We start from the raw sequence: 22,693 nt of genomic DNA on the forward strand, positions 1-22,693 counted from the left end.
CCTTATCCCTCCAGAATTTCGATATTCAGATCTTTGCCCTCAACCGTGGAGAGCAAGAAGTATTGGTAATCATCGTGTTGAGCGTTCTCCAAAATCGATTGTTGCTTGCTTCCGAGGTTCTGGTAACCATCAATGCAGATTACCTTTAGCGGACCTGACTGAGCCTTAGCAAGCTTAAATGCGAAGTCCAGCGCCTCCCCTTCAGATAATCCATCGATAAGTGTGCCATCAATCCGGATACGTCCTTTATCATCTACAGTCAATCCATCCACTGGAAGTGCAGCAGTCTTAAGCAATTCTTTCGGCAACTCGCGAGCCTTCTCAATCTTGGCAGTTAGGTCAGCGGACCGCGCTTCTTTCGGAGACAACTTCTCGCGAATGATATCGTTCATCCGTTCCCACTCTCGAAGATACTCTTTCATTTCAGCTGCTTTATGAGCAGCAACCTGTAAAGGCTCTGGGTCAATCCATTCAACATCTGCAATCACTTGCTCAGCATCGCCTGACTTCGCTTTCTCTGCCGAAATTAGGCTGGCTTCGTGATCTTTGATCTTTTCCAGATCCTTGCGCTCATGCTCCTCGATATTATTAAGTGAAGAAGACTTTTCTGCGATCATTTGGCGGTGCTCGCTGACATATCCCTTATTCAGTTCAACCTCACGTTGGACATCTTCCCGGACGTTGAGCTTTTTCTGTTGATATTGAAGCTTGAGGCGATCAATCGCCTGCTCCATTTCGTTGTCTAACTGTAGGGATGCATCTGCGATTCGGCGGTCAGCATCGTCGATGATCTTTTGATCCTGCTCGATACGCTCCTCTAACCGCTTGATGCTATCTTGCAGTGTGTCGCGTTGTCTCCGATAACCCAGGACCCTTTCTTCTGTAGCGTTAGCAGATCTCTGTTTTATGTCCTCGATCCGCAATGTCAACCCGTCGATTAATGACTTTGCCTCTTCCAACTTCTTATTGGATTCCTGAGCATCTGACAGTTTGCGGTAAAGCTTCTGCAGGTCAACACCGCGCCACTCTTCGCCATCATAGTTCGGTGGAAGGTCTCGCTTAATCCCTTCGATGTTTGCTCGTAGTAGGTTAATTTCACGGTTAATGCTGGAACGTTCTTCGAAATATGCTGATTCGATCTGCTGCAGGATTTGCAGGATATGAAGCTGATAGTCCGCCTCAGGTAGTTCTCCAAACCATGATTTGATATCTTCAACTGTCCAATCAATCTGCAACATGTTGAGAATAATTTTGGTCTGCTCTTTAGCATCTTTCTGTACAAATTCAATCGGTCGGAAAATATCACCGTTAATCAGCTTGCGTAGGAAAGCTTCTGTGCTGCTCACTGCCTTGCTATCATGCTTAACCTTGAGATAGTCCGCCTTTTCAGACCTAACCTTGCGGGTGATCTGGAGACCGTCCGTTAGCTCTACAAACAATTCAGCCTCTTCATGTCCGTGGCTGATGACCTCTGTACGCCGACTATTATTGGTCAGTGCCTTTTCCAGCGCCTCTATCAAACTGGTTTTTCCTGCGCCTGAGTCACCATCAACTTTATTGATTTTGCCGGGAGATACTTCTAGTTCACTGATCCCTAGCCAATCCGTTATTTTAATCCGTTTGATATGCAGCATCTTTACATCCTCCTGATTTTTATGTTATAGTGACCGTGATTTTTTGAATAAGCGTTTGACTAACGTCCCCGGTTGCAGCCAGGGGCGTTTTTACTGATGGCTATAGAACTTGATGAATGGTTTTCCTGTGCGTTTAGCCTTGGCTTTACGAAGAGAACGAGGGATAATACCGCCATATTCTTTAATGATTGCTGTTGCAACCACAGAAGAACCAAGTGTTCCGGGCTTATACGCTGTCTTCTCGGATGGTTCGTGTTTGAACTGGCGGCGGGATTTGAAGAGTGCGAACTGTCGAGCTGCCGTGGCTTGTTTGAGCAGGATGGTAGCATTGGTTTTGATTTTGAAGTTGTGTTTCATGAATGATTCCTCCGATATGATTTATTTGTTGTTACAGTGCAGCCAATTCTTCTTCGAGTTGCTGAATTTCTTCGTTGATAGCTTCTACCGCGAATGTCTTGATGGTTGCTACAACCCGAGCCGAGTCGCGGTTACCTCTTGACGCGTAATCCTCCACATCAACGAGACACTTGTTGCCCTTGAACCTAATCTCTGTTGCATTAACGAGTTCCTCTGCTTGTTTGGATAATTGATCAATTTTATTTACTATTGCAGTAGCCTTCTTAGTGCGATCCGTCATGTACTCAAGCGTCTTTCTGTCCATCGTTTACCCTCGCTTTCTAGTGTTTTTGGGCTCAAAACCCCGTTTTTGGCAAAAAAATAATAAGCCTTCGAGAATTCGCCGTTTTTAAGACCTTCCGATTAACCTTGTTCACCTCCCTTTACGTCTACTTGATCTCCTATCTTTCGCAAATGTAGAATCACTAGGGTAACCTATGTTAACCTTCTGAGCTGGCACATGTCCCTCTAGATTCTTGTTGGCTGCTTGAGGATCGTATCCGATTTTTTGTGGCTTACCATATCTCCCAAACAGTTCTTTGCGCTGCATGTTATGAGCCGTGCGACAATGATTTACTGTGATTACATCACCTGTATGACCACAATTGGGATAAGGGCATCTGACTGTGCTGCAAATGATTACTGTCATAAGCTTTCAACCTCAACCAGTCCGAAACTCACCTTTAATGCCTCAGTCAAATCTTTCATATCTTGATCATTCAGCTCGCCGACCTTTCTATTCAAACGCCTCTTATCCAGCGTCCTAATCTGTTCAAGCATGGCAACCGAGTTTTTAGGTAGACCATGTTCTTTGCTTAGTTTGATATGAGTGGGAAGGTATTTCTTCTTCGCATCAGTGATTGCTGCTACGATGATAGTCGGGCTATGAATATTACCGATATTATTTTGAACTACCAGTACTGGGCGTGCTCCTCGCTGCTCACTACCAACGCCCGTCCCCATGTCTGCCCACCATACTTCCCCACGCTTAGGATAATGTCTCATATGCACACCGCCAGTTGTTCCGTTGAAGAAGCCCAGATTGCGAGTACAGCATCACGATGTTTGCGGCGTTCCTTGACAGCAAATTGTTCCGTTTCAATATCACCACGCCATTGAGCATCTTTCTGAACACTTAGCCAGTACGCCATTTCTTGGCGGTGAAATCTGAGAGCGTCTTTTTTCTCATTCATGCGATCCCCTCCAGTTCTAATTGCAATGATTCTACGACCACCAGCATTCCTGCATTCCCAGACCAATAGCTCCGAGCTCTGTCGATAAAACACTGCATCTGCTCCTTAGTACAGCCCCGTCGTTTGCAGTCCTGTAAAGCATTTGATAAATCAGCTGATGCGCTCATTTCAGTTGTGCCTCCCATTCATTCAATTTATCTGTGAAGTGCTGCGCAAGATCCATGTTTCCTGTACAATGCGCCGCTAATGTCGCTTCTTTAATGCCATCCACCTGCTGGACGATGTTCAAGTTATCCATGAGTAAGGGCATAATCAGTGCTAGTTCTGCTTCTCCGATGATAAGCTCGCCTTTAATGTTGCTATTCATGTAAGTAATGCGAGCTAAAGCGCGATGTGTAGGATGGATGAATACTGCCATTTGCAGGACCTCCATTCTGATTTAAAATCTGAATCCCGATGCTTTCTCATAGATCGCCCGAGCCTTATATAACATGTTATAGCCTGCTTTTGGGGTCACTCTCATTTCTTTCGCCACCTGCCGTATTGATAACCCTTTTGAAAGCAACAGCATCATTCTCTTGTGTTTGATAGACATGCTTTCCAAAGCGTTTGAATCAACCTCTATGAGTGACATATCACCATCATAGTTACCTGCTCTGTCATGCCAGTTCGGAATTAATTCCAAGCTCTTACACTTAATCGTTTGGCGTCCTTTACGAAGATAAACCAACATTTCATTCTGGATGCATCTGGTAGCATAGGTGGAAAACCTAAAGTTCTTTGTTTCATCAAAGGATCGAGCTGCCTTTACAAGTCCAATGGAACCTTCCTGAAATAGTTCCAGATACTCCACACCAGTTGTCTTGCTGATTTTATTAGCAACCGATCTAACCAGTCCCATGTTGTTTTGAATCAATTCGTCCGGCGTTAGTTTTCTTTCAGGTATTGCGGTTGCGGTCATTGGGATGCCCCCTCCTCCAGTTCTTCGAAATCAAAGGTCAAAGCTTCGTCTGACTGATTCGCAATTTTTTCAATACGATCCGCTGCCTTTTTAATCAACTTATCTGATCCGTCCCGATTCTTGGACATGTTACGTATTTGTTTCTCGAGAACTTCGACATCGTTACAGATATCAATCATCTGATAAACCATCCGGCGCTGTTCGCCCTCGGGTGAATCGTTATAAGCAGCTAGCCGCCGGACACCTTCACTGTCCTTAAAACTGCGAAGTAATTGACGTCCCTTATCGTTCCAGGCATCATCAATTGCCTTCTTTTCATCCAGTACAATCCGTTCTTTCAGAAAGGCTACCGCATCAGCAAGAGTTATTTTTTTGTGAAGATGCCCCAAAACGAAATCCGTCCGATCCTCCCGAACCAATCTGTACTTAGCCACGACCTTTCACCACCTTTCGAGGACCCTTCAGTGCATCTTTCATTTTGGAATGAAGCCGCTGAAGTTCTTCAATACCGCGCTGAACTTGACTTGCCGAAACATCAATAACGATTCGGTCAGTTTGTAACTCTATCCACGATAGCCAACGCTCCTCCGTTACTGCACCCGACATTCTTCCAGCGGCATCAATGATGTTGTCCACAACCCGTTTTTGTTTGTACTGCTCATCAATAAGTTGCTGATGTAGTGCCGACCGTTTCTCTTCAGCAGCGATGTTCTCCAGTGTTTTCTGAGCGACTTCAGGCGGTGCGCTCCGTAGCTTCTCAGCTCCTTGAATAACCACATCTGCTGGAAGCTTTGCCTCCCCAAGGATTGGAAACTCATTCACTGCCTTCTGGTAAAGCTCTACCTTGTCTGGGTCTTTAGCGGTTTTAATGGCTTCCTTTTTTCCTAGAGATTCAAGTGCCGGGAATTGTTCGACAGCTGCAACATGGCTTCTTGCTTGACTGAGTGTAGGCTGTGGTACGCCTATAAGTTCAGCAACCTTTTCCTCAGAATCCGGCTTTTGTGGTCTGCCCATCGACTTTTCATTACTGAGCAATGAAAAGTCGTCTTTTAAGACTTCCTTTGCGGCATCCGCGAGTTCAACGAGATTTTTCGAAGCCTCGAACTCCGTTAGCGCCTTGCGCTTCGTGTTCTCCTCCAACTCAATCAACCGCTTTTCTTTGTCAGTAAGATCAGATATTGTCTTGGTCTCAACTTCCTCCCGACCCAGCAACTTGTGAGCTTCCAAGCGGCGATGTCCAGCAATCAGGTTGCCTGACTCATCAATAACTATGGGATGCAATAAACCGCGAGCGTTGATGCTCTCTGCCAGCCCTGCAATGTCGCCCATGTCTTCACGGATCCGGCTACCTATGTTAATTGTGTGTATTGGTGTGAGCATTGTTCGCCATCCTTTCTGACTAAATCGTAAAACCTTAATGCTGTGTATGCGGTACGATGTTACTACGGATTTTGAAGTCGTTTCTCTTGCTTCAATCGATAACTGAGATGTCGATACATTTGGATCCATCTGAACCATTTCGACTCTCCTTCTTTGCGCACCCATCCACCTTTAAATTCCAGAGCCACAGCAGCTCTATAAGAGATGTTTAGTAGTGCCTGTTTTGATACATGAGCCAAATCATTCACATCCCTATTAAGAAAACTTATGTTATTTTCAAAGAGCATTCCTTTAATTAGGAAGTCTTCTTTTGATATAAAACTCTACTAAATCCAGTTTTCACGGATTCTTTGCCGAAAAAAATATGTTCGTCAGGCACGTCGTACATTGTAAGCAACGCTACTAGTAGATCACGAGGTATATCCGATGAATCAGATTCATACTTTCGGATTGTATCCACGCTCTTGTTTACTCTTATAGCAACCTCTTCACGTGTCAATCCACAGTTTATTCTCGCTGCACGGAGTGTTATTTTGAATATTTTGTTCTGTTTTTCAAGTATCATCTGTGCCCCTCCTTTCTTTTGGTGTACCCCTATATTAATCCGGTAAAACTGGACTGTCAACCGTAAAAACTGGATTTTTCTATTTGTTTTTTTGGAAAAGTGCGCTATAATGAAGGAAAATATCCTGTAAATATGGATCGAGAAAAGGACGGATGAAAAGTGCGTAAGAAATATGCCGAGGTAGAAAAAGTATTAATGGCAGAGATGGCAAAAAATCTAAAATCAATTCTGGAAAAGAAGAAAGTAACTCAAAAGGAATTGGCTGAAAAGACGGGACTATCGACTAGCGCTATATCGGACTACACAAATGCTAAGACGCTCATGTCTCCTGGAAATCTACAAATGATTTGTGATGCTCTTGATGTAGCGCATGGAGATATTGATCCCACATTTAGGGGGTCTGCACAAATTAAAGAAAGCTCCCCGCAGTATTTAACTGGGGAAGCTTTAGGGGAATTACCTATAGAAAATTTACATATACATAATCTTACTCGGAATGGAAAACCGCTTACTGATGATCAAAAGAAACGTCTAGTACAAATTTTGCAGTCTGCTGCTGATCTACTTGATCAGTAATACCGCTTAAGTATTCTTCTGCTTCTGTTATGTCTAAACCTTTGTTGTGGAGATGAAGCAGGAGTTCTTCTGTTCTTATTGAATAAATTGTAATACGTCATCACTCCCATGATGTGAATATTTCCCGCCGCGATAATTGGAACAAGCATACCATAAATACGAACATAATGGGAACACTTTTTTATAACTTTCACAAAAGGAGCAGCCCATGGGTTTCAAACTCGGGGATTGTCTTCTGTCTGATCGACTTGACGAACATGGGTGGACACAAGCTTATTTCGCAAAACGCATGAATGTATCCCGCCAATTTGTAAACAGAATCATTAGTGGCGAGCGCAAGATGTCATTCGAATTTGCGATAAACGCTGCTCATATCCTTGGATGTCGCACCACCGATCTTTATGTTCTTGAAGTCGTGAATGACAGGAGCGAGTAGATTTTCTACTCTCCCACGAGGTTATTGTCACCCAATAGGATAACAACATTTGCGTTGTAATAAGCATACCCTCTTGTCCCGACTTATGCTGTCGTTCTATGTCGTTTTATCTCTTACCGTTCACGGTCGGCGAACGGTATTTCGTCCTTTATTTTTTCAATATTTCGCCTCGATACTCTTGTATGCTTTCCTTTTAGGTGTTTGTCGAAAAATAATTCTTTTGTTAATTTGTCATATATTTCAGCTTTTTCTAAATTAACGAGATTGGATTTACTTAATGGTTCGAATCCTTCTAACACAAGAATCTCTGCAAAATCCCTTAGGGCTACAGCTGGACGATACTCCTCTTCTTTTGTATGCAGCACCGTGTACTCACCCTCTGTCTGTAAAAAGATTACATCACTTGAATCAATCACTCCAGCTATACCGGATTTTATATGGACCACTAGGATATCCATGCTTATCACCTCATGAATAGCATTTCGCTAATATAAGGCGATCATACAAACATTGTAAGAATTTGTAGAAATATTTTCCTGTGTCTGTTAGACTTGCCATGTAAATTATTATTAAAAATAGGGGGATAAAATGAAGAAGCCGATTTATAAGAAATGGTGGTTTTGGTTAGTACTGATCCTTGTAATTGGATGGATAGGAAGTTTGGGGAATGATAAGGATACTACAACTCTTGCAGATCCTGAGCCTAGCGCTCAGGCGGTAGATGCAGTAGCCAAAGAAACTGAAAAACCAGCTGCAACACCGACCGAAGAAGAACTGAAAATAATTAACGAAGCTGCTGAAAAAGCGGACGCCGAGAAAAAGGCTAAAGAAGAAGCAGTAGCTAAAGCTGAGGATGAAGCCAAGGTAAAAGAGGAAAGTATCCCTAGGGAACATAAATCGGCATTAAAAAAAGCAGAACAATATGCAGAAACTATGAATATGTCAAAGAAAGGCATCTACGAACAATTGACATCTGAGTATGGGGAGAACTTCCCTAAAGAAGCCGCTCAATATGCTATCGATAACATTGTATTTGATTGGAAAGAAAATGCATTAATAAAGGCACAGTCATACGCAGAGACTATGAGTATGTCAGATTCGGCTATTTACGATCAATTGATTTCAGAATACGGGGAAAAGTTCACTGCCGAAGAAGCGCAGTACGCGATAGATAATTTAAAATAAGATTACTGTACTCATAGATTGCCCTCTTTTGATCTGATAGAATAAAATATAAATATCCATCAAATATTAGGGGGAACATCATGAAGAAACCTTTCTACAAAAAATGGGTATTTTGGGTCATTGTAATCGTTATAGGTGGCATAATCGGAATATTAAATGGAAAGGATGATCCTGCAAAGGATGTAGCGATTGTAACTACTGCACAACCGACACAAGAAACTGCTTCTGAACAAACATCTAAACCTACTGAGGATCCTGCCTCAACTCCAAATGACACTGCTGTAAATGAAGTCGAGACGCAAATAGAACTGCCAACATATGAGATCATTGATGAACGGTTAGATAAATCGGGAATGTGGTATCTAACTTTATCTACAGAAGCGACAGATGAGGGTCAATTAAAAGCTTTGGTCGAAAATGCTCGTCTCCTTGCACTTGAGAATAATAACGGTGCTACAAGTGTTTTCGTAGATATCCAACAACCCGGATTGCCTGGGTATATCGCTAAAGGCAAGATCGCTCTTTCTAGTAAAGGTGTGGCTCAAACAGGTCTTTCCAACACAGAAGAAATAGAATTCGAATTACTGAAATAAAAAAAGCCCTACCAACCATTATAGGTTAGTAGGGCTTTAAATTTATTCTTTAGTCGTTCCATCCCTCTTACTAAACGCTAGTTCAAACAATCCCGTTGCTGATAGTCCAGCTAGACCACCCGCCCATAATCGAAGCACTAAGCCTAACTCTGTAAACGGATAAGCAGATGCACCGATCAACAGGCCGATAACTAATCCAATCAAGGGCAATATATTTTTAGGTACGTTAAACGAAGTCTTTACAAACTGCACTCCTGCCAACACAAAAACAGCGATCACCGAAGCGAACGCCAATACATCCGTTAAGTTTTGATTTTCCATACTTTACTTGTCCCCCTTTTGTTGTGCTGCCAGCCCAAGCCGATACAGAATTGTAATTATCCGTGCTTCCGAATATGTTGCTGATCCCGGTGTATCAATAACTGGCTTGCCATTGATAACTGACGGTGTACATGCGAATGCCTTTAAAGCCTCTTTGGACCAGTCAGGAGGGTTCGTATTCGTCAATTCCAACAATATAGTGCTAAGTTCCTTAATATCTGCAGCCTGTTTGAGAGACTGTTCTTTAAGTACATCTTTGCTATTAGTCAAGCCTGTTACGACTTTCAATAGCTCCTTCACTTGTTCTTCCAGTTCTGCAATTCTACTCATATCTTCATCTGCCTCCCCTTTTAGTCGATCTATAATAGCCGTTGCTTTTGCCATTGCTGTTTCAGATGGCTTGCTACCAGTTCTCAGCTGAGTAAGAGTTAAGCCAAAAACCATTTGGAAATGAGGGTAATCCTTAAATGATGTCCAGTCACCGCCCCACTCAAAGCCGAGTTTCTTAGCCTCTTCCACTACTTCTATCCAGTCTTTGATGTTGTTATCGTTGTAGTCTCGATTCATATCCCATGACACGCTGGACCCGTTCGGCAGTAATAAGGCAAAATCTACAGCGAGTCCAAAATTGTGATAGCTATATCCACCTCGGGCATTGGTGACGATTACTCCTGGCTTTGAGCGCCCTTGCTCGTATAAAGCGTTTTGCTCAGCTATTGTCCGCAACCCCTGAGTTATCAAGATAGGAACTCCCCGAGCGTAACAGCGTTCAATTAAAACTGTTGCAGCAGCCAATACAACCGGATGCAACCCTATCAATCTCGCAGATGATTTACTCTTTACTTGGTCTAGTGTAAGCATATTTACCTCCCTAAAAATTGGTTAGCCACAATCACGCCAATGGTAATACCAATGATGTACTTAACAAAATCAAGCCACATTTTACGCTCTGATCCACTATCCTTATTAGCTTGCTGCAATAGCATAAATATCTTATTTTCAAGAGAATCAAATTTCCCCATGATCTCACCAAACTTAACTTCCATTTTTATTGTGGATTTCTCCATTTGTAAAATGCTCTCTTCGTGTCTCAGACCGGCTGCTTCAAGTAAGTTCATTTTTGCATTAGTATTGGCTAGGTCTGCGGATATTCGTGCAAATTCACTGGAAAGACCGAGTAAGCCCTTTTCAACATCTTCCAATCGGTGCATCGGCATTACATCACCGCCCCCTCCTCCTTGGTTTGCTCCCCCAATTGACATAAAACAACTCCCCTCTCAATCTATTGATCAATATAAATAGCCCCCGGATCAGATCCGAGGGCAAAATAAAAACGCCTCAATGGGCGCCTACTTTATTTATTCTTCTTCTGTAAGGAATTCAAGTCCGCTATCAACCAAAATTTCTTTTACTCCTGGTCTCAAAGTAGATGGAACCTCAATATATTTGGTCTTACCTAAGATTACACGCTGTGCGAAAAACATAGCCATCATGATGTCACCCCCTTTCCTCTTTGACATGAACCAGTAAAGAATGCGCGCTATCATCGGTATATCTGCATTGCCATTTCAGCAATGATGTCCTCAATAAAATCGGCACGTTCAGTTATTGCGTTGTTCTGTGCTTTTAAGAGCATGTTCTCTTTTTTTAACATCTCAATTTCTGAGAGCTCACCAGGCTTTGTCAACTCCGCAATCTCTTCTGGTGTTAAGCCTTCGACCCAAAGGTTATCAGGTTGTACTGGAGGTGTGTAAACTGGCTCAGGACCTTGTTTCTCACCCTCCGCCCATTGCTCCCGCCAATCATGCAGCTCGTCGGCATAGTCGCTCTGTGCCTCTAGTACAACGTCCTGCCACGCATTCCATGCAACTAAATCAAAGTGTGGCTTATATAGTCCAGCAGATACAGGTACAGCCACACGATAGCCGACAAGCACTGGCTCCGGTGTTTCGTGTGCTGGCGTGTCGTGATCGTACTCGGACGTCGGAATCTCATAAAGTGGCGTGACTCCGAACTCAGTATCAGAGACAATCGTCACGTCTGTGTATAGCCCATTAATATCTGTTATGATTGCTTCTTTCATCGTTTTATGCCTCCTTAATTGACCGCCAAGAACGGAGGAATGTTATCGAGACTTAGCCATGTTGTGCCTCCAGAATATGGGGTTACACGGCCTTTATAGTCCACCTCGACATTGCCGATTAAAACACCACTGCCGTTATTGGATACGGATATTGACTCGATTCCGGCTGTTGCTGATGGGCGATATCCAGGCGGTAACGTCAAGATTGGCGACCCGTTGACCCCGCTCTTAACCATGCCCCTGATATGCACAAATCCAAGCGTGTCTTTGTAATAGTAAGGTGCGTTGCTGCTGCTATACGTCTCCCATCCATTAAGCAATGTCGGTGTTATCTGCGCCGGTACGTCCTTCTCCGCTTTCTTAGCCTCAACCACGGATACTCTCGCTAGAGCTTCATTCACTCCATCTGTAAGATCATGTAACTGCGCCTTCTCAGAGGCTGCGTAAAAGCCAGTAACTCCCGGCACAGGGGATTTATCCAGTTTGATATAAGAGACGCTATAAGAGGCGGATGGATCATATATAGCAGGTGGCTGATTTGCTCGTGAATTTCCGTATCCCGCAGTCGCCGCTTTCTCTATGATCCATGCCCCAACTCTTGAATCTTTAAAAACATTGAGTATCTCACGAGCTTTATTTTTAAGACGAGAATCTCCGCCCGGGGAGTATAGACTTGGATCGTTATTGATATACCAATTACCTGTGTCTGTTGATGGCGTAACTCGCTCACGGCTGACATACCCACTACCTACTTCTATAAAGTTATCTCCCTCAAATAATGATAGGCTGCCGTCTTCTTGGACTGTCTCCGTTGTTACGGATGCAAGGCGGTATAGGAGTTGGTATGGCTGCCAACCAGGTGCACTTGCGCTCGGGATTGTTGTATATCCCCACACCGTATTATCTTGATTTCGCCAAAATTTTTGCCCTGTGGTGTACGGTGTATTACGAGTTGTATTAACGTCCGATGCCGATCCATCATACATCTTCCACCCGTTGAAGTAAGCTTTAATCTCGTCAGCACTCGGTGTATAGGAGTCTCCCCAACCGGAGTCAGCATTGGCAATCGAAATCACCATCCCACTGTAAGAATTGTTCAATCTAAAACTATCAGCTGCACTAGTTGCATTATTTATATTATCCCTTTGCAAAGATGCGCCATTGTACTTAATAACAAAACCGCCATCAATTCCATAGTTGTTTATAGAAGTATCACCTATGGCTAAACGAACTCGTTTAAATCCCGTGTGGTTAGCCAACCATATCCACGACAGTAAGCCATCCAACACCATTTCCCGCCATAACCTCGTTACCTCATACCGCCCGTTAACCTCACGCAGTATATCCGGTTCGCTGCCATCCGTTGGGTTAGCGTGTAACTCTACTCCACCAAAGGCGATAAGGCTGTCTTCACGTGGCTGAAACTGTGTGTCGGCGCTTCCTAGTTCGAGTTGCCAATTGCGGAAGATGTACGTACCAACCGCCGCACTCGTCGGAATAAGGCGCAGTCGTTTCGTTCCAGCATGTGTTGTAAATGTCAATGTGCGCCCACTGGTCATTACGAATGATGTTGATATTTTCGCACTGTTCGCATCCAAGCAATCTACGACAAATTGCTGATTACTTGTCACTGCGTCTGCAACAGACAACGTGTATTGCCTAATCTCAAAGGCATCAGCGTAGATATACGTGTTTTGAAATCCTGCCGTAGCCACAAGCGTCATATCATACGGTCCATTAACCCGCGCATTAGCATGCAACGTATCCGGCTTATCCGGCAGCAAATTACGTCCATATCTCCGTACATACAGCCCATCTACTCCATTAATACCAGGAGGTACATAAGGTAAGAGACGGTCTATAGCTTCGCCCGTGATTGTGGTTCCAATGGCAGCGTAGTCTGCTGCGGATACGGCGTATAGACGGATCTCGTCCATGTATGTTACGTTTGTCCCGCTTCCCGTAGATCCTGCTGTTAATCTATAGCCCGTACCTAATAACGTGTTGTTAGTGGGTATTTTTAAATATACAAACTGCCACTGGCCTATCAATGAGGCATTGATTGACATATTATACCTACCAGTCATAGTGCCTACATCTCTTAGTGCGAGGTTAAGAGATCCATCTACATAGGACTCAATAAACACCCAACCCGCCATCACATAGTATTTTGACGCATCTAATGGTGAAGTGAAGTCTTTAGTTATATATGCGGCACCGGCAGACGGCGAAAATTTAAAGGCTGTGCTACCACTACGTTTTTGAGTAGATGATAGGGTTAGGGTTATGGCAGTTCCATTTTGTGCCCACCCCGTTAAACTCTCTCCACTCCCAGTCCCACCAAATAAATCTATAATACTCCTACCCTGTACCTTTAATCCTTGTAGTCTAGCGTTCTTTGTTGCGTTCAAGATTTGCTGACCAGCCACTAAATTGATAGAGATGAGAGATTCAGTGTTTAGCCTGTTATTAATCGGAAGCACTGCTGCATCTGCTTTAGCTTGAGATCCTGTTGTTGTTTCTTTGGCGTTCCATGTTACCTTTTCAGTATCCGTTGCAAAACGATGTGTAGCATCCTCTACAACTTCAGATCCGTTAACGTTTCCCCAAGATATGCTCCCAGCTGTTGTTCCAGCTTTAAGTACTTTGCCATTGTTACTAGTACCCGTAGCTGGTACGTGTTGATTACCATCTCCGGTAGGATGTGTATAATTATTAGCTCCGGTAGCTATTCCCGCCAATTTTGTTTTCTCAAGTGTGGTGTAGTCCTCGGTGCTGAGTTGCTTACCAGTTACTTTGTCCACCTTTCCGTTCCAAGCTGTGCGTTCTGCTGCAGTGACGTGCACTATAGTGCTATCTACGTGCACCTTAGTCGCAGCAAGTGTGATATCAGGCGTATCGAATGGGTTGGCTTTGCCTGTGATAGCTTTAAAATACTTAGCTATCCATGAGAACCACTGGGTGATGGGACCCTTTAAACCATAAGCAGTAGCTGTAGCTGGGTCAGCTGTGCGATCACCTATAACGGTGTCAGTAGCTGCGCCTGCGGCTAGGCTGGCTGCTGTGAGTTTAGGACCATCACCTGCAGCTCCTGTGTGTTTATGTCCTCCGGACGCGTCAAACTTAGCGTTAAATTCAGACTCTCTTGTAAATACCAAAGAATCATCGATAATAGCTGAAACATTTGAAGTTGTACCGATGACAACAACTGTATCAAAAGTTTTCTCGATGACCCCGTCTCCAGCTGGAGCGATATAATCGGCGGTAGAACCAGAATTAGCATAGGCGTATAATATCTCTCCTGCATCTGGATCGGTAGCAAATAACCCTACCTCACGAAAATAGAACCCTGTCGTAACATCAGCGTTAGAAAGAGTCGTTCCAATCATAACCTTGTTAGGTGGTTGTGTTCGAAGTCTGGTAATGGGTAGATTCTTTTTTTGCGATATCAATCCGTTTAATGCCGGCACTGATTGTCCACTAAGCGTTCCATCTCCAACAGCTATCCGTGTATATATTAACTGTGCTCCTGCTTGTGCCTTGCCTTGCAATATCATGCCTTTATTTGTGAGTGTCATCCCACCCCATGAGGACATATTACCCCTCCTTAAATTGTGAACTTATCTGCTACATGCAAAGCGCCACCAAAAAACATATTAATATCTGCGCCTTCTGAAATTGTCACTCGATCTAGCGTAGTGGACAGTCGTTTGACTGAATTTACTGCCCTAATAAACTCTTGGGCGCGAACAGTCGTTACGTCAGAATTGTTTGTCATAACTTGAAAATGGAATGGCTGACCTCCATATTCAAACCACTCCTCAACGCGACCTTCGCCAAAGAGTAGCTTAACTAGATCCTCAACAGCTCTAGGAGTCCCTTTCTTACGGTGGAATTGTATGGCTGTTCTAACCAACTCGCGCCGCTGTTCCAAAGGCAACTCCGGATCATAGTAAGGAGGCTTATACTGCCACGCCAGTTCATCAACTTCCTCGCTGCTCCATTCCTCAGATCGTCCGAGAATGTCTAACTTACGGATCTCCGATGTGGTCACCTGTAACTCTGTATCCAGTGATGCGGCTGCTGCAGCAATAGCCGGATCTTTGGCGATACTAGTTGGCAGGATATCTCGAAGGCTTAGCTGTCCGATATCAATCATCAACAAGCCCTCCATAAGTCAATGTAGTTATACCTTGCTGTGCAACTTGAGTTGCTGTCAGCAGTGTATAAACTGGTGCTATAACATTTACCCTCAGCGCTCCGGCAGCCATGACACGTGCAATCAACTCAGATGGATTAATATCTCTCCCGAGCTTAGATTTTTGCCAGAGCTGGTAAGCCTCCACCGCTGATGTAACTGCTGTCTGGATAGCTGTAACTTCTGACGCGCGGTTACGACTGATATAGTAAGTCAGTGTAGTTGTATAAGGCATAGCTGTCGGTGCTGTGACTGTCACATGATCAGTCAAAGGTCTGATACCGCGATCCTCTAGCGTCTCCGCCACAGTTTCGAGCATATCTTCTCCCGGAATCACACCGCCAGCGAGTAAAGGGACAATTGTAACCTCGCCTTCAGATGGAGAATAAGCATGTACATCCAAGATGGCAGCAGATGCAGATTTAGCCCAAAACTCATAAGATCCTTGTGGACCAGCGGTACTATAAGATTCTGGTGCGGTTCGAATGCGTTCACGAAATGCTTCGTCTGTTTCTGTTGCTGCTCCGCCACTGCTCTCAGTGGTGTTGGTGACCGATTGAACAAATGGTAGAGGATCCATCAAAACATTGACCTGCCCAGGCATGAATCCGTTACCTGTCGTGCCTACCGTTGAACACTCGCCCGTCACCATACCAGTTGTAGCGCCTGCCGGAATCTCCAAATACTCGGTTGTTGAAAAATATATGGAGCCGTCCCCACCCTGCGCCCCAACTCGCGTACCCGCAGGGATGGTTGTCACTGATGCCAGCGGAATTGAGAGAGTAAAGCGCAAGTTAGTAATTGATGGAGAAGCATCTAACCGGATTAAACCAAAATCAGCACCTTTGTAGTCCAATACAATTCCGGTTGCATAACGCAACAAATTACCTTTGGATGTCCGGTTAATAAGTACGCGTTGCTGCACAATAATAGCTGCTAACGAAGATAAAAAAAGCCTTACCGGATCGGCAGACTGAAGTGTACTGTCGGTTAAACCTTCGTACATAGTGATAATATTTTGTTGTATGTCCGCCGCATCTTCTGCAACAAACTGTATCTCCGGCAAATCTACGTATTCCACCAAATCAGGTCACCCCCTCTGCCAGCGTGTACCTTACTATAGCCGCTATCCGACCTGTCAAAGCATCTGTTATTGTTCCATTAAAAGACACTTCAATTATCTGCGCTCGCGGCTCCTGATCAGCAATAGCAGTGTGTATCTCTCCTGTTAACCGCGCCTCTGCAATTTGGTAAGGTTCATCCACAATGCTATAGTCAATTCCAATATCTCGTGCCAGTGGCGCGCTCCCAATTGCCGTGGAAAGGATTGTCCTTATATTCTGGCTGACCTCTTCTGCTAAATCCTTTGGAGCAAAAATAATATTAGATGGCTGTGTCATATCTACTGTGTATGTGCTCATTTTACGTATTCCTCCAAACTGACATTCACTGTGGCTCGGATTATATTACCTACATTATCAACCTTGGTCCAAGCTTGAGATAACCCTGTGATGACCCACAATCCTGTGCCAACACCTTTTTTTCCTACGATCAATGGTAGTGCCTTCCCCGCCCGGTCAATCTCGGTAAGCTTATCTAACTCCTTACGGGGATTGAGACCATACCGCGCATCAAACCACATGGTAAACGAGATCGTATCAAGCCCCGGTCCGAGAAATTGTGTTTTGGGCTTTTGACCGATGATTTCATGCTTTGCCCACCTTCCCGCACTAGCCCGTGTAAATTCCTGAAAGGTTCGTATGGCTTCGGGTGACACAACAAAAACGATCGGACCGAGATTTCCTAGCTTACTCATCGCCATGTTTATTCGGCACCTCCCTGAATAACTCCGATGCAGTACCCATCTGTACTGTTGTCAGGGTAGCCTACAAGCACTGTTTCTCCAGGTATAGGCATTTCTAATGTTATTGGACCGATAACCGGCAGCTCACCAGAAACAAGATCATCTTTATCTGGATACGAAACCCTTACCGTTCTCGCTATCGTATTAACCGTAGATACTGTCCCAATTCTGATCATTTCACCACCCCAATACCTTCCTGATTCCGATGTTAGTAACATAGCCGCCACTACCAACGGCATGTGTACATGATTCGATGATGTATTTACCATCAAATCGTTTCCATCCCTTTACGTTGATCGTCAATCCAGTAGCCATCCTTATATCTCCCATTAAGACTAAACTACCCTTACCAGACTCTTTGTTATTTTCTCTGAGGCTCTTACGGGCTAACCTAAGAGCAGCAGCTTGCGAATCAACCTGTTCATTAAGCTTTAATACCGGACCAGCCTTTGGTGCTCCTGGAGGGGAGTACATTGCTTTGTATGTCTTTTTCTTCTTTGCATCGGTATAGGATACTTCGCAAGCACGGTAAGCTACCAATGTAGTGCTCCAATTAAAAGCATAAGATATTACATTATCCTTACCGCGTGTAATCGTCGTAATAGGAGCCTTTTTTTCATATTCAGCTTCGTCAAATAATACCAGCTTCCCGCCTACAACCTTGACTGCGATTCCCTCTTTCTTCGCAGCATCAACCAGAAAGGATAGGTCAGACATACTGCTCTGTTCCAACCGATCATAAGAAGGATTATCTTTAGTTTCATAAAGAAGCTTCAGCCCTGCACTTTTCGCAACCTGCATAGCGACTGTCTTCAACGCTACTTTTTCCCAACTTCGCGAACGTTTTTCTTGCCTTATATCCGCTCCAATGGGTATGGATAGGGCTTTAATGGATACAGAATCTGGTGGTCCTGTGAAATCAAATGTGTCCACCTCAAAAGATCCGAGAGGAAGTTTTTTAATCTCTCCCGGTTTGTCCCAATTGATTGTCCGGATCTCTACTTTTATCTTATCTCCCTCGGTTGGAGACCAAGGACCTTGCCAATTTTGCGCTCCGTCTTCCAAGTTAATTGATATATCATCAGCATCGCCGGGAGCTGCGTCATTGTAGGAAAAGTCTGTAAGAGATTTGGCAAGATCAGTGGTTACATCTTTACCGTTGTAGTTGATCACCAGAACCGCTCTACGGGCATCCTGCATTAGTTTCATGCTATTCCTCCCTTCGCCATGGTGGAAGCGTGTCAGAAGATTCAGCGGGCTTCTCTGGAATGTTTAGCTTAATGTTTCCAGAAAACAATACGGTCGAAGCATGTTCAGGATTGGCGTTTATAAGCAGGTTCATGAGATTCGCTTGTTCATAAACTTTAAAGGCGATACCATCCCAGGTATCGCCTTGTATTGTTGTATAGGTCATGTCGATAAACTCACCCTCGATGCTTGACGTTTATAATCCGCAAACTGTTTGCCAAATTCCTGACGATTCCTTTGTTCCATCTGTTGTACTGCTTCTTTGTCAGCTGGACCATTAAAATTAAAAATAGGATTGTAAATAAAATCGCCAATTGTATTATCGCTTGTATTACCGCCGCCCATACTTCGGTTTGCAGCTTGCAGCAACCCTTGGGAACGTGCTGAGTTATTCTCTGGTATGATCCACTCGGGTGATCTTCCCTCACCGACCCATGCAAGTTCCGGACTGTCAACATACCCGCCTTTTGCGTACCCTCCGACATGATTAATGTCCGGTATGTTCAAACCAAAGTGTTCACCGCCAAACTTTGGAACCCACTCTGGCCAATCGAAACTAATCTTATTGATACCGTGAATCGCGGCGTTAATTGCATCGATTGCAACATCAATCGGGAAGGTAAGAATGGCTCCAAGCCCTTCAAAAATACCCGAAAAAATATCCTTCACCCCTTGCCACGCTTTTCCCCAATCACCAGAAAAAACGCCAGTTACAAAATCTATTATCCCGCCTAACGCTGTTAGCAGACCACTGATCACGCCGCCGATAGCATCAATAGCGTTGGACACCACAATTTTTATGGCTCCCCATACAAACTCGAAGGTTGCAAAAAGGTTGTCAAGGGTAGGTTTAATAGCCTCGAACATCTGACTAATCCAGCCGCCAATCGCTCCAAAAGCTTCTTGTGCCTTAGTTGCTATACTCATGATCTTTGGGACCAAAGCAGCAATTAAAGCTGCAACTTGTGGAAAAACTTGTGTACTCAGATAATTAAATATGTTCTGGATAATAGGCCAAAGCTTGCCTGCAAGATACGTCACAATCGGTAATACTGCATTGTACACCGCCCTGAATCCAGCCACCGCAGTTGTCACTAGCGACCCGACTACAGGTGCAACTGATTTAACTATATTTCCAAGTGAGACGAAGATGCCCTTGATGCTCGGCCATAGTCCTATCAATCCCTTGCCAAAATCAGCCCAATAATCCATGAGTCCACCAATAATATCCTTGAACCCTGACGTGATGCCTTTCATGTCTTTTTTCTTGAACCCAAACATTTCAGCGATATTGATTTCACCCGTGAACAGTTTCTTTACGTTACTAAGCACACCGCTAACGCTGTCGTAAATGTTATTGATCGTACTCATGATCATCTGAGATGAACTGCTGTCCAACCCTAGACTAGTAAGGATGCCTCCTCCAGATGAACCCTGCGCAAAAAGATTCCGAATGAATCCGAATGTCTTTGATATTGCCCCACCCACTGTATCAAACGAAGCCATAACCGCAGGAACCCAGTCTACCATCTTGTCCGCTAATCCTTGAAAGAAAGGGAGGAGTTTTTTGGAAATGGGTAGGATCAGGCTGGTTTGCAACGTCCGACCTATTCCTCCTAAAGCCTTGCCGATGGTGTCATACTTAACGTTACTGATATCTTCCATAGTGTTTTTAGTCATATCGAACTGACTTTTAGCTGAAGTCATCGCCTTCACAACACGCGCTTCAAGATCCTCAGCCTGAGTTCCGAATAATTGAACGGAAACTGCATTTGCAACAACTGGATCTTTAATAGCATTTATAGCTTTAGCTGTTGTCAGAAATGCTTTCTGAGCTGTTTCTCCGCCAGCCGCAAACTGAGTAGTCATTTGAGCGCCACTTAATCCGATCGCTTTGTATGCTTCATAGGTTGACTTTGATTGGTCTTTTGTCCTAATACCGAATTCTTTGATTCCATCCCCGACTTTATCAAGATTAAAAGCACCTGCCGCTAATCCGGCGCTAAATGTATCAAACATCTGATTAGCAGAAAAACCTAGTTTCGCAAAGTACGGACTATATTCATTCGCGCTGTCAAGTAATTCTCCTGATTTGTTAAGCCCTTTTTGAGCACCTTGCGCTAATAAGTTATACGCTTCAGTCGATGTAATCCCGAAGTTTTTCACCATAGTATCAGTTGCTTTCACCGATTCAGTTACATCTTCTCCGAAAACATCGCTGTACATAATTGCGTTTTTTGTAGCATCTTCAAGCGCTTTTCCTGATTGTTGGGTAACCTGACGCACTATGCTCATATTCTGCGCGATATCATAAAAACTCTCGCCCAAATTCTGATTGTAGATATTAGTAGCTATTTCACTAAAACCACTCATCTGTTGTTCAGAAGCGCCGGTACTCGCTTGAATCTGGTTCATGGCTACCTGATACTCTTCCGAAAACGAAAATACAGCATGAGCAGCCAATCCTGCTCCAGCAGCAACTCCCGCAATAGCACCTCCAGCCAAAACAGCGCCACCAAGTGCCCACATACCGGAACTGTCTCCGTCTGAGCCTTCGCCGCCTCCACCGCCACCCTCACCAGGAGACGGACCGTGAATATCGTTTATCTCCCGCATACGGCGTTCGAGATCTTGCATATCTCGGGTGTACCGTTGTAGGTCATTACCAAACATATTGGACGGCATACGGATACGTGCGATCTCCTGCAGGTTGCGGCTTAACTGTGCTGACTCCTTTACAGCCTCTTTGAGCTCCTTAACCGTCTCAGTGAATATTCCATCAATACGCGGTGTTCGGCGTAATTGATCAAACTCTCGTTCTGCTGCCTGTAAACCTTCACGCAGCGGTCGAACCATATCCCCTGAGATTCGAATTGCTTCTATGGCACGGGCTGTAGTTTGCAAATCGTTGAGATTATCAAGCACTTTACGCATACCAGCGTTGTAAGAGGAGTCAAGTTTTGCCTGAAGGTCAAACGCAATTTTATACTCTTTTCCGGCCATAGATCACCTCTTCTTTCCCCGTTGCTGTTGCTTCCGGTTATGCTCTCGTTCTTTGTTCATTTCGTTGGCGGTATCAACCCAGTCATACATCTCGCTAACAGGCATACCTAGCCAATATGGGATTGGCGAAAAATAAGCAGAAGAAAGGGACGCTGCAAGCTTTTTCAGCTTTCGCGCCCCCTCTTTGTCTGCCAATCCTAAATGAGCAAAAAATTCTGTGCCAGCAGCCCCACTTTGGAGACATCCTTACCGTTCATCTTGTTAAAAAACTCTACAGGCACACCTGCGGCTGCTGCTGCAATATTGAGTTGATACTGCAAGGATAATGCTTTTACAAACACTGGGCTTTTTTGTGCTGCATCAAAATGTGTATTGATACGGATCAGGTCTTCTCCGAGTAATGCATCAAAATCCAGCATCAACGACGTGTATTCTTTCTCTTCAAAAACAAAAGGCCGACTCAGCGTAAACACACGCTCGTCAGCCTCTACTGCAATATTCTTTTCACTCATTTTCATATCCCTCACAGTCCCAACTGCTGTTTAACGACAGCTAGGTGATCCACGCCATCGATAAAGCAGATGTAGTTATATTTGTCGATCTCGATTACTTTAACGCCGTCTACCATTACCATCAGGTATGTGCATTCCAGTTCAATAGAACTACCAGTCGCAGCATTATTTTCAAAAGTTCCCAACGTTGTATTCACGGGGATACCTCGAACGCTAACCCGGACAGGAATGCTCTTGTACTCGCTTGCCGAGGAGTCGTAAACCTGTTGAGCGCCTCGGAAGTCAAGGGCTTGTGATTTGGGTCCAGAAAGTTTAAACATCGGAATGTCAAGCGTCCGAAAGTTGAGAGTTGTCCGCATACTGCCGAAGTGCCCAATTGTTGGAGAATCCACCTCCCCCGCAATCCCAGCTCCGCTAACTGTATCGGTTAGAGCCTCCAAGCTTGGAAGCTCTACATCCGATGTACCCACTCTCTCAGATCCATTACGAAACACACTATAACCCGTTAGTCTTTCAGGTATTACTGCCATAAGTTATTTCCCCTC

General features: G+C 44.3%; 32 protein-coding genes. 3 read left to right on the forward strand and 29 right to left on the reverse strand.

Annotated elements, in window-relative coordinates:
• Positions 1–2: 2 nt before the first annotated feature.
• From MKX34_RS26585 to MKX34_RS26635, 11 genes are all read right to left on the reverse strand, one after another.
• Positions 3–1,634 (reverse strand): hypothetical protein, encoded by a 1,632-nt coding sequence (locus MKX34_RS26585; RefSeq protein WP_076297178.1) that lies wholly within the window; start codon positions 1,632–1,634, stop codon positions 3–5.
• Between the two features lie 90 nt (positions 1,635–1,724).
• Complete coding sequence (locus MKX34_RS26590; protein ID WP_076297179.1) at positions 1,725–1,991, reverse strand: hypothetical protein; 267 nt, start codon at positions 1,989–1,991, stop codon at positions 1,725–1,727.
• A gap of 31 nt (positions 1,992–2,022) precedes the next feature.
• Positions 2,023–2,295 carry a hypothetical protein gene (locus MKX34_RS26595; RefSeq protein ID WP_076297180.1) on the reverse strand — a complete coding sequence of 91 codons (273 nt, stop codon included), beginning with the start codon at positions 2,293–2,295 and terminating at the stop codon, positions 2,023–2,025.
• Positions 2,296–2,675: 380 nt separating this feature from the next.
• Positions 2,676–3,035: a type II toxin-antitoxin system PemK/MazF family toxin gene (locus tag MKX34_RS26600; protein WP_076297181.1), complete on the reverse strand. Its 360-nt coding sequence runs from the start codon at positions 3,033–3,035 to the stop codon at positions 2,676–2,678.
• Positions 3,032–3,223 carry a hypothetical protein gene (locus tag MKX34_RS26605; RefSeq protein ID WP_076297182.1) on the reverse strand — a complete coding sequence of 64 codons (192 nt, stop codon included), beginning with the start codon at positions 3,221–3,223 and terminating at the stop codon, positions 3,032–3,034. Before MKX34_RS26605 ends, MKX34_RS26600 begins: the two co-directional genes overlap by 4 nt.
• The gene (locus MKX34_RS26610) at positions 3,220–3,390 is read right to left on the reverse strand and encodes a hypothetical protein (protein ID WP_179089314.1); all 171 of its coding nucleotides are present in this window, start codon (positions 3,388–3,390) and stop codon (positions 3,220–3,222) included. Before MKX34_RS26610 ends, MKX34_RS26605 begins: the two co-directional genes overlap by 4 nt.
• Complete coding sequence (locus tag MKX34_RS26615; protein ID WP_076297183.1) at positions 3,387–3,641, reverse strand: hypothetical protein; 255 nt, start codon at positions 3,639–3,641, stop codon at positions 3,387–3,389. The genes MKX34_RS26610 and MKX34_RS26615 overlap by 4 nt, the downstream gene beginning before the upstream one ends.
• Positions 3,642–3,662: 21 nt before the next feature.
• The gene (locus MKX34_RS26620; protein WP_076297184.1) at positions 3,663–4,184 is read right to left on the reverse strand and encodes a sigma-70 family RNA polymerase sigma factor; all 522 of its coding nucleotides are present in this window, start codon (positions 4,182–4,184) and stop codon (positions 3,663–3,665) included.
• On the reverse strand, positions 4,181–4,618 hold the full coding sequence (locus MKX34_RS26625; protein WP_076297185.1) for a hypothetical protein: 438 nt from the start codon (positions 4,616–4,618) through the stop codon (positions 4,181–4,183). The genes MKX34_RS26620 and MKX34_RS26625 overlap by 4 nt, the downstream gene beginning before the upstream one ends.
• Positions 4,611–5,564 carry a ParB N-terminal domain-containing protein gene (locus tag MKX34_RS26630; protein WP_076297186.1) on the reverse strand — a complete coding sequence of 318 codons (954 nt, stop codon included), beginning with the start codon at positions 5,562–5,564 and terminating at the stop codon, positions 4,611–4,613. Before MKX34_RS26630 ends, MKX34_RS26625 begins: the two co-directional genes overlap by 8 nt.
• Before the next feature lie 295 nt (positions 5,565–5,859).
• A complete protein-coding gene (locus MKX34_RS26635) occupies positions 5,860–6,129 on the reverse strand; it encodes a helix-turn-helix transcriptional regulator (RefSeq protein ID WP_256717649.1) in 270 nt (89 codons plus the stop codon).
• Between the two features lie 159 nt (positions 6,130–6,288).
• On the opposite strand from MKX34_RS26635, the gene MKX34_RS26640 reads away from it, so the two are divergent.
• Positions 6,289–6,705, forward strand: a complete 417-nt coding sequence (locus tag MKX34_RS26640; protein ID WP_076297188.1) for a helix-turn-helix transcriptional regulator — start codon at positions 6,289–6,291, stop codon at positions 6,703–6,705.
• A gap of 549 nt (positions 6,706–7,254) precedes the next feature.
• On the opposite strand, the gene MKX34_RS26645 is transcribed toward MKX34_RS26640, so the two are convergent.
• Entirely contained in the window at positions 7,255–7,599 is a 345-nt protein-coding gene (locus MKX34_RS26645) for a LytTR family DNA-binding domain-containing protein (protein WP_076297189.1), read from the reverse strand.
• Positions 7,600–7,729: 130 nt separating this feature from the next.
• Here MKX34_RS26645 and MKX34_RS26650 point away from each other — a divergent pair, with 130 nt between their 5' ends.
• Both MKX34_RS26650 and MKX34_RS26655 read left to right on the forward strand, forming a co-directional pair.
• Positions 7,730–8,326 carry an Ltp family lipoprotein gene (locus MKX34_RS26650; RefSeq protein WP_076297190.1) on the forward strand — a complete coding sequence of 199 codons (597 nt, stop codon included), beginning with the start codon at positions 7,730–7,732 and terminating at the stop codon, positions 8,324–8,326.
• Positions 8,327–8,406: 80 nt separating this feature from the next.
• Positions 8,407–8,919, forward strand: a complete 513-nt coding sequence (locus tag MKX34_RS26655; RefSeq protein WP_076297191.1) for a hypothetical protein — start codon at positions 8,407–8,409, stop codon at positions 8,917–8,919.
• A 42-nt stretch (positions 8,920–8,961) separates the two neighbouring features.
• Here MKX34_RS26655 and MKX34_RS26660 read toward each other — a convergent pair whose 3' ends face one another.
• The 17 genes from MKX34_RS26660 to MKX34_RS26740 form a co-directional block, all read right to left on the reverse strand.
• Positions 8,962–9,240, reverse strand: a complete 279-nt coding sequence (locus MKX34_RS26660) for a holin (protein ID WP_076297192.1) — start codon at positions 9,238–9,240, stop codon at positions 8,962–8,964.
• A 3-nt stretch (positions 9,241–9,243) separates the two neighbouring features.
• Positions 9,244–10,101, reverse strand: a complete 858-nt coding sequence (locus MKX34_RS26665; protein ID WP_076297193.1) for a M15 family metallopeptidase — start codon at positions 10,099–10,101, stop codon at positions 9,244–9,246.
• A 2-nt stretch (positions 10,102–10,103) separates the two neighbouring features.
• Positions 10,104–10,502, reverse strand: coding sequence for a hypothetical protein (locus tag MKX34_RS26670; protein WP_076297422.1), 399 nt, complete (start codon positions 10,500–10,502; stop codon positions 10,104–10,106).
• Positions 10,503–10,598: 96 nt separating this feature from the next.
• On the reverse strand, positions 10,599–10,733 hold the full coding sequence (locus MKX34_RS26675; protein ID WP_256720307.1) for a hypothetical protein: 135 nt from the start codon (positions 10,731–10,733) through the stop codon (positions 10,599–10,601).
• Positions 10,734–10,783: 50 nt separating this feature from the next.
• Positions 10,784–11,323, reverse strand: a complete 540-nt coding sequence (locus MKX34_RS26680) for a hypothetical protein (RefSeq protein WP_339203815.1) — start codon at positions 11,321–11,323, stop codon at positions 10,784–10,786.
• Between the two features lie 14 nt (positions 11,324–11,337).
• Positions 11,338–14,919, reverse strand: a complete 3,582-nt coding sequence (locus tag MKX34_RS26685) for a phage tail protein (protein WP_339203817.1) — start codon at positions 14,917–14,919, stop codon at positions 11,338–11,340.
• An 11-nt stretch (positions 14,920–14,930) separates the two neighbouring features.
• Positions 14,931–15,482 (reverse strand): phage tail protein I, encoded by a 552-nt coding sequence (locus MKX34_RS26690; RefSeq protein WP_076274376.1) that lies wholly within the window; start codon positions 15,480–15,482, stop codon positions 14,931–14,933.
• A complete protein-coding gene (locus MKX34_RS26695; RefSeq protein ID WP_076274396.1) occupies positions 15,475–16,602 on the reverse strand; it encodes a baseplate J/gp47 family protein in 1,128 nt (375 codons plus the stop codon). Before MKX34_RS26695 ends, MKX34_RS26690 begins: the two co-directional genes overlap by 8 nt.
• A gap of 4 nt (positions 16,603–16,606) precedes the next feature.
• A complete protein-coding gene (locus MKX34_RS26700; RefSeq protein ID WP_076274375.1) occupies positions 16,607–16,942 on the reverse strand; it encodes a GPW/gp25 family protein in 336 nt (111 codons plus the stop codon).
• Positions 16,939–17,343: a phage tail protein gene (locus tag MKX34_RS26705; RefSeq protein WP_256717643.1), complete on the reverse strand. Its 405-nt coding sequence runs from the start codon at positions 17,341–17,343 to the stop codon at positions 16,939–16,941. The genes MKX34_RS26700 and MKX34_RS26705 overlap by 4 nt, the downstream gene beginning before the upstream one ends.
• Before the next feature lie 2 nt (positions 17,344–17,345).
• On the reverse strand, positions 17,346–17,561 hold the full coding sequence (locus MKX34_RS26710) for a hypothetical protein (RefSeq protein WP_076274374.1): 216 nt from the start codon (positions 17,559–17,561) through the stop codon (positions 17,346–17,348).
• A gap of 1 nt (position 17,562) precedes the next feature.
• A complete protein-coding gene (locus MKX34_RS26715; protein WP_076297100.1) occupies positions 17,563–18,594 on the reverse strand; it encodes a late control protein in 1,032 nt (343 codons plus the stop codon).
• Between the two features lies 1 nt (position 18,595).
• Positions 18,596–18,799 carry a tail protein X gene (locus tag MKX34_RS26720; protein ID WP_076297099.1) on the reverse strand — a complete coding sequence of 68 codons (204 nt, stop codon included), beginning with the start codon at positions 18,797–18,799 and terminating at the stop codon, positions 18,596–18,598.
• On the reverse strand, positions 18,796–21,636 hold the full coding sequence (locus MKX34_RS26725) for a phage tail tape measure protein (RefSeq protein WP_076297098.1): 2,841 nt from the start codon (positions 21,634–21,636) through the stop codon (positions 18,796–18,798). Before MKX34_RS26725 ends, MKX34_RS26720 begins: the two co-directional genes overlap by 4 nt.
• 3 nt (positions 21,637–21,639) lie before the next feature.
• The gene (locus MKX34_RS26730) at positions 21,640–21,831 is read right to left on the reverse strand and encodes a hypothetical protein (RefSeq protein WP_076274370.1); all 192 of its coding nucleotides are present in this window, start codon (positions 21,829–21,831) and stop codon (positions 21,640–21,642) included.
• A gap of 2 nt (positions 21,832–21,833) precedes the next feature.
• Entirely contained in the window at positions 21,834–22,148 is a 315-nt protein-coding gene (locus MKX34_RS26735; protein WP_076274369.1) for a phage tail assembly protein, read from the reverse strand.
• Between the two features lie 11 nt (positions 22,149–22,159).
• Entirely contained in the window at positions 22,160–22,678 is a 519-nt protein-coding gene (locus tag MKX34_RS26740; protein ID WP_076274368.1) for a phage major tail tube protein, read from the reverse strand.
• Positions 22,679–22,693 lie beyond the last annotated feature (15 nt).

This window comes from Paenibacillus sp. FSL R5-0636, from assembly GCF_037974255.1.
Taxonomy (GTDB): Bacteria; Bacillota; Bacilli; order Paenibacillales; family Paenibacillaceae; genus Paenibacillus_AQ; species Paenibacillus_AQ odorifer.

Bases quoted from the DNA above. Each gene is read 5' to 3' on its own strand.
- MKX34_RS26645 (WP_076297189.1), bottom strand. From the start codon at position 7,599: ATGGATATCCTAGTGGTCCATATAAAATCCGGTATAGCTGGAGTGATT.
- MKX34_RS26665 (WP_076297193.1), bottom strand. From the start codon at position 10,101: ATGCTTACACTAGACCAAGTAAAGAGTAAATCATCTGCGAGATTGATA.
- MKX34_RS26630 (WP_076297186.1), bottom strand. From the start codon at position 5,564: ATGCTCACACCAATACACACAATTAACATAGGTAGCCGGATCCGTGAA.
- MKX34_RS26735 (WP_076274369.1), bottom strand. From the start codon at position 22,148: ATGAGTGAAAAGAATATTGCAGTAGAGGCTGACGAGCGTGTGTTTACG.
- MKX34_RS26655 (WP_076297191.1), top strand. From the start codon at position 8,407: ATGAAGAAACCTTTCTACAAAAAATGGGTATTTTGGGTCATTGTAATC.
- MKX34_RS26635 (WP_256717649.1), bottom strand. From the start codon at position 6,129: ATGATACTTGAAAAACAGAACAAAATATTCAAAATAACACTCCGTGCA.
- MKX34_RS26720 (WP_076297099.1), bottom strand. From the start codon at position 18,799: ATGACCTATACAACAATACAAGGCGATACCTGGGATGGTATCGCCTTT.
- MKX34_RS26650 (WP_076297190.1), top strand. From the start codon at position 7,730: ATGAAGAAGCCGATTTATAAGAAATGGTGGTTTTGGTTAGTACTGATC.
- MKX34_RS26690 (WP_076274376.1), bottom strand. From the start codon at position 15,482: ATGATTGATATCGGACAGCTAAGCCTTCGAGATATCCTGCCAACTAGT.
- MKX34_RS26725 (WP_076297098.1), bottom strand. From the start codon at position 21,636: ATGGCCGGAAAAGAGTATAAAATTGCGTTTGACCTTCAGGCAAAACTT.
- MKX34_RS26595 (WP_076297180.1), bottom strand. From the start codon at position 2,295: ATGGACAGAAAGACGCTTGAGTACATGACGGATCGCACTAAGAAGGCT.
- MKX34_RS26700 (WP_076274375.1), bottom strand. From the start codon at position 16,942: ATGAGCACATACACAGTAGATATGACACAGCCATCTAATATTATTTTT.
- MKX34_RS26705 (WP_256717643.1), bottom strand. From the start codon at position 17,343: ATGGCGATGAGTAAGCTAGGAAATCTCGGTCCGATCGTTTTTGTTGTG.
- MKX34_RS26710 (WP_076274374.1), bottom strand. From the start codon at position 17,561: ATGATCAGAATTGGGACAGTATCTACGGTTAATACGATAGCGAGAACG.
- MKX34_RS26740 (WP_076274368.1), bottom strand. From the start codon at position 22,678: ATGGCAGTAATACCTGAAAGACTAACGGGTTATAGTGTGTTTCGTAAT.
- MKX34_RS26620 (WP_076297184.1), bottom strand. From the start codon at position 4,184: ATGACCGCAACCGCAATACCTGAAAGAAAACTAACGCCGGACGAATTG.
- MKX34_RS26685 (WP_339203817.1), bottom strand. From the start codon at position 14,919: ATGTCCTCATGGGGTGGGATGACACTCACAAATAAAGGCATGATATTG.
- MKX34_RS26660 (WP_076297192.1), bottom strand. From the start codon at position 9,240: ATGGAAAATCAAAACTTAACGGATGTATTGGCGTTCGCTTCGGTGATC.
- MKX34_RS26610 (WP_179089314.1), bottom strand. From the start codon at position 3,390: ATGAGCGCATCAGCTGATTTATCAAATGCTTTACAGGACTGCAAACGA.
- MKX34_RS26585 (WP_076297178.1), bottom strand. From the start codon at position 1,634: ATGCTGCATATCAAACGGATTAAAATAACGGATTGGCTAGGGATCAGT.
- MKX34_RS26670 (WP_076297422.1), bottom strand. From the start codon at position 10,502: ATGTCAATTGGGGGAGCAAACCAAGGAGGAGGGGGCGGTGATGTAATG.
- MKX34_RS26715 (WP_076297100.1), bottom strand. From the start codon at position 18,594: ATGAAACTAATGCAGGATGCCCGTAGAGCGGTTCTGGTGATCAACTAC.
- MKX34_RS26675 (WP_256720307.1), bottom strand. From the start codon at position 10,733: ATGATGGCTATGTTTTTCGCACAGCGTGTAATCTTAGGTAAGACCAAA.
- MKX34_RS26680 (WP_339203815.1), bottom strand. From the start codon at position 11,323: ATGAAAGAAGCAATCATAACAGATATTAATGGGCTATACACAGACGTG.
- MKX34_RS26590 (WP_076297179.1), bottom strand. From the start codon at position 1,991: ATGAAACACAACTTCAAAATCAAAACCAATGCTACCATCCTGCTCAAA.
- MKX34_RS26600 (WP_076297181.1), bottom strand. From the start codon at position 3,035: ATGAGACATTATCCTAAGCGTGGGGAAGTATGGTGGGCAGACATGGGG.
- MKX34_RS26615 (WP_076297183.1), bottom strand. From the start codon at position 3,641: ATGGCAGTATTCATCCATCCTACACATCGCGCTTTAGCTCGCATTACT.
- MKX34_RS26605 (WP_076297182.1), bottom strand. From the start codon at position 3,223: ATGAATGAGAAAAAAGACGCTCTCAGATTTCACCGCCAAGAAATGGCG.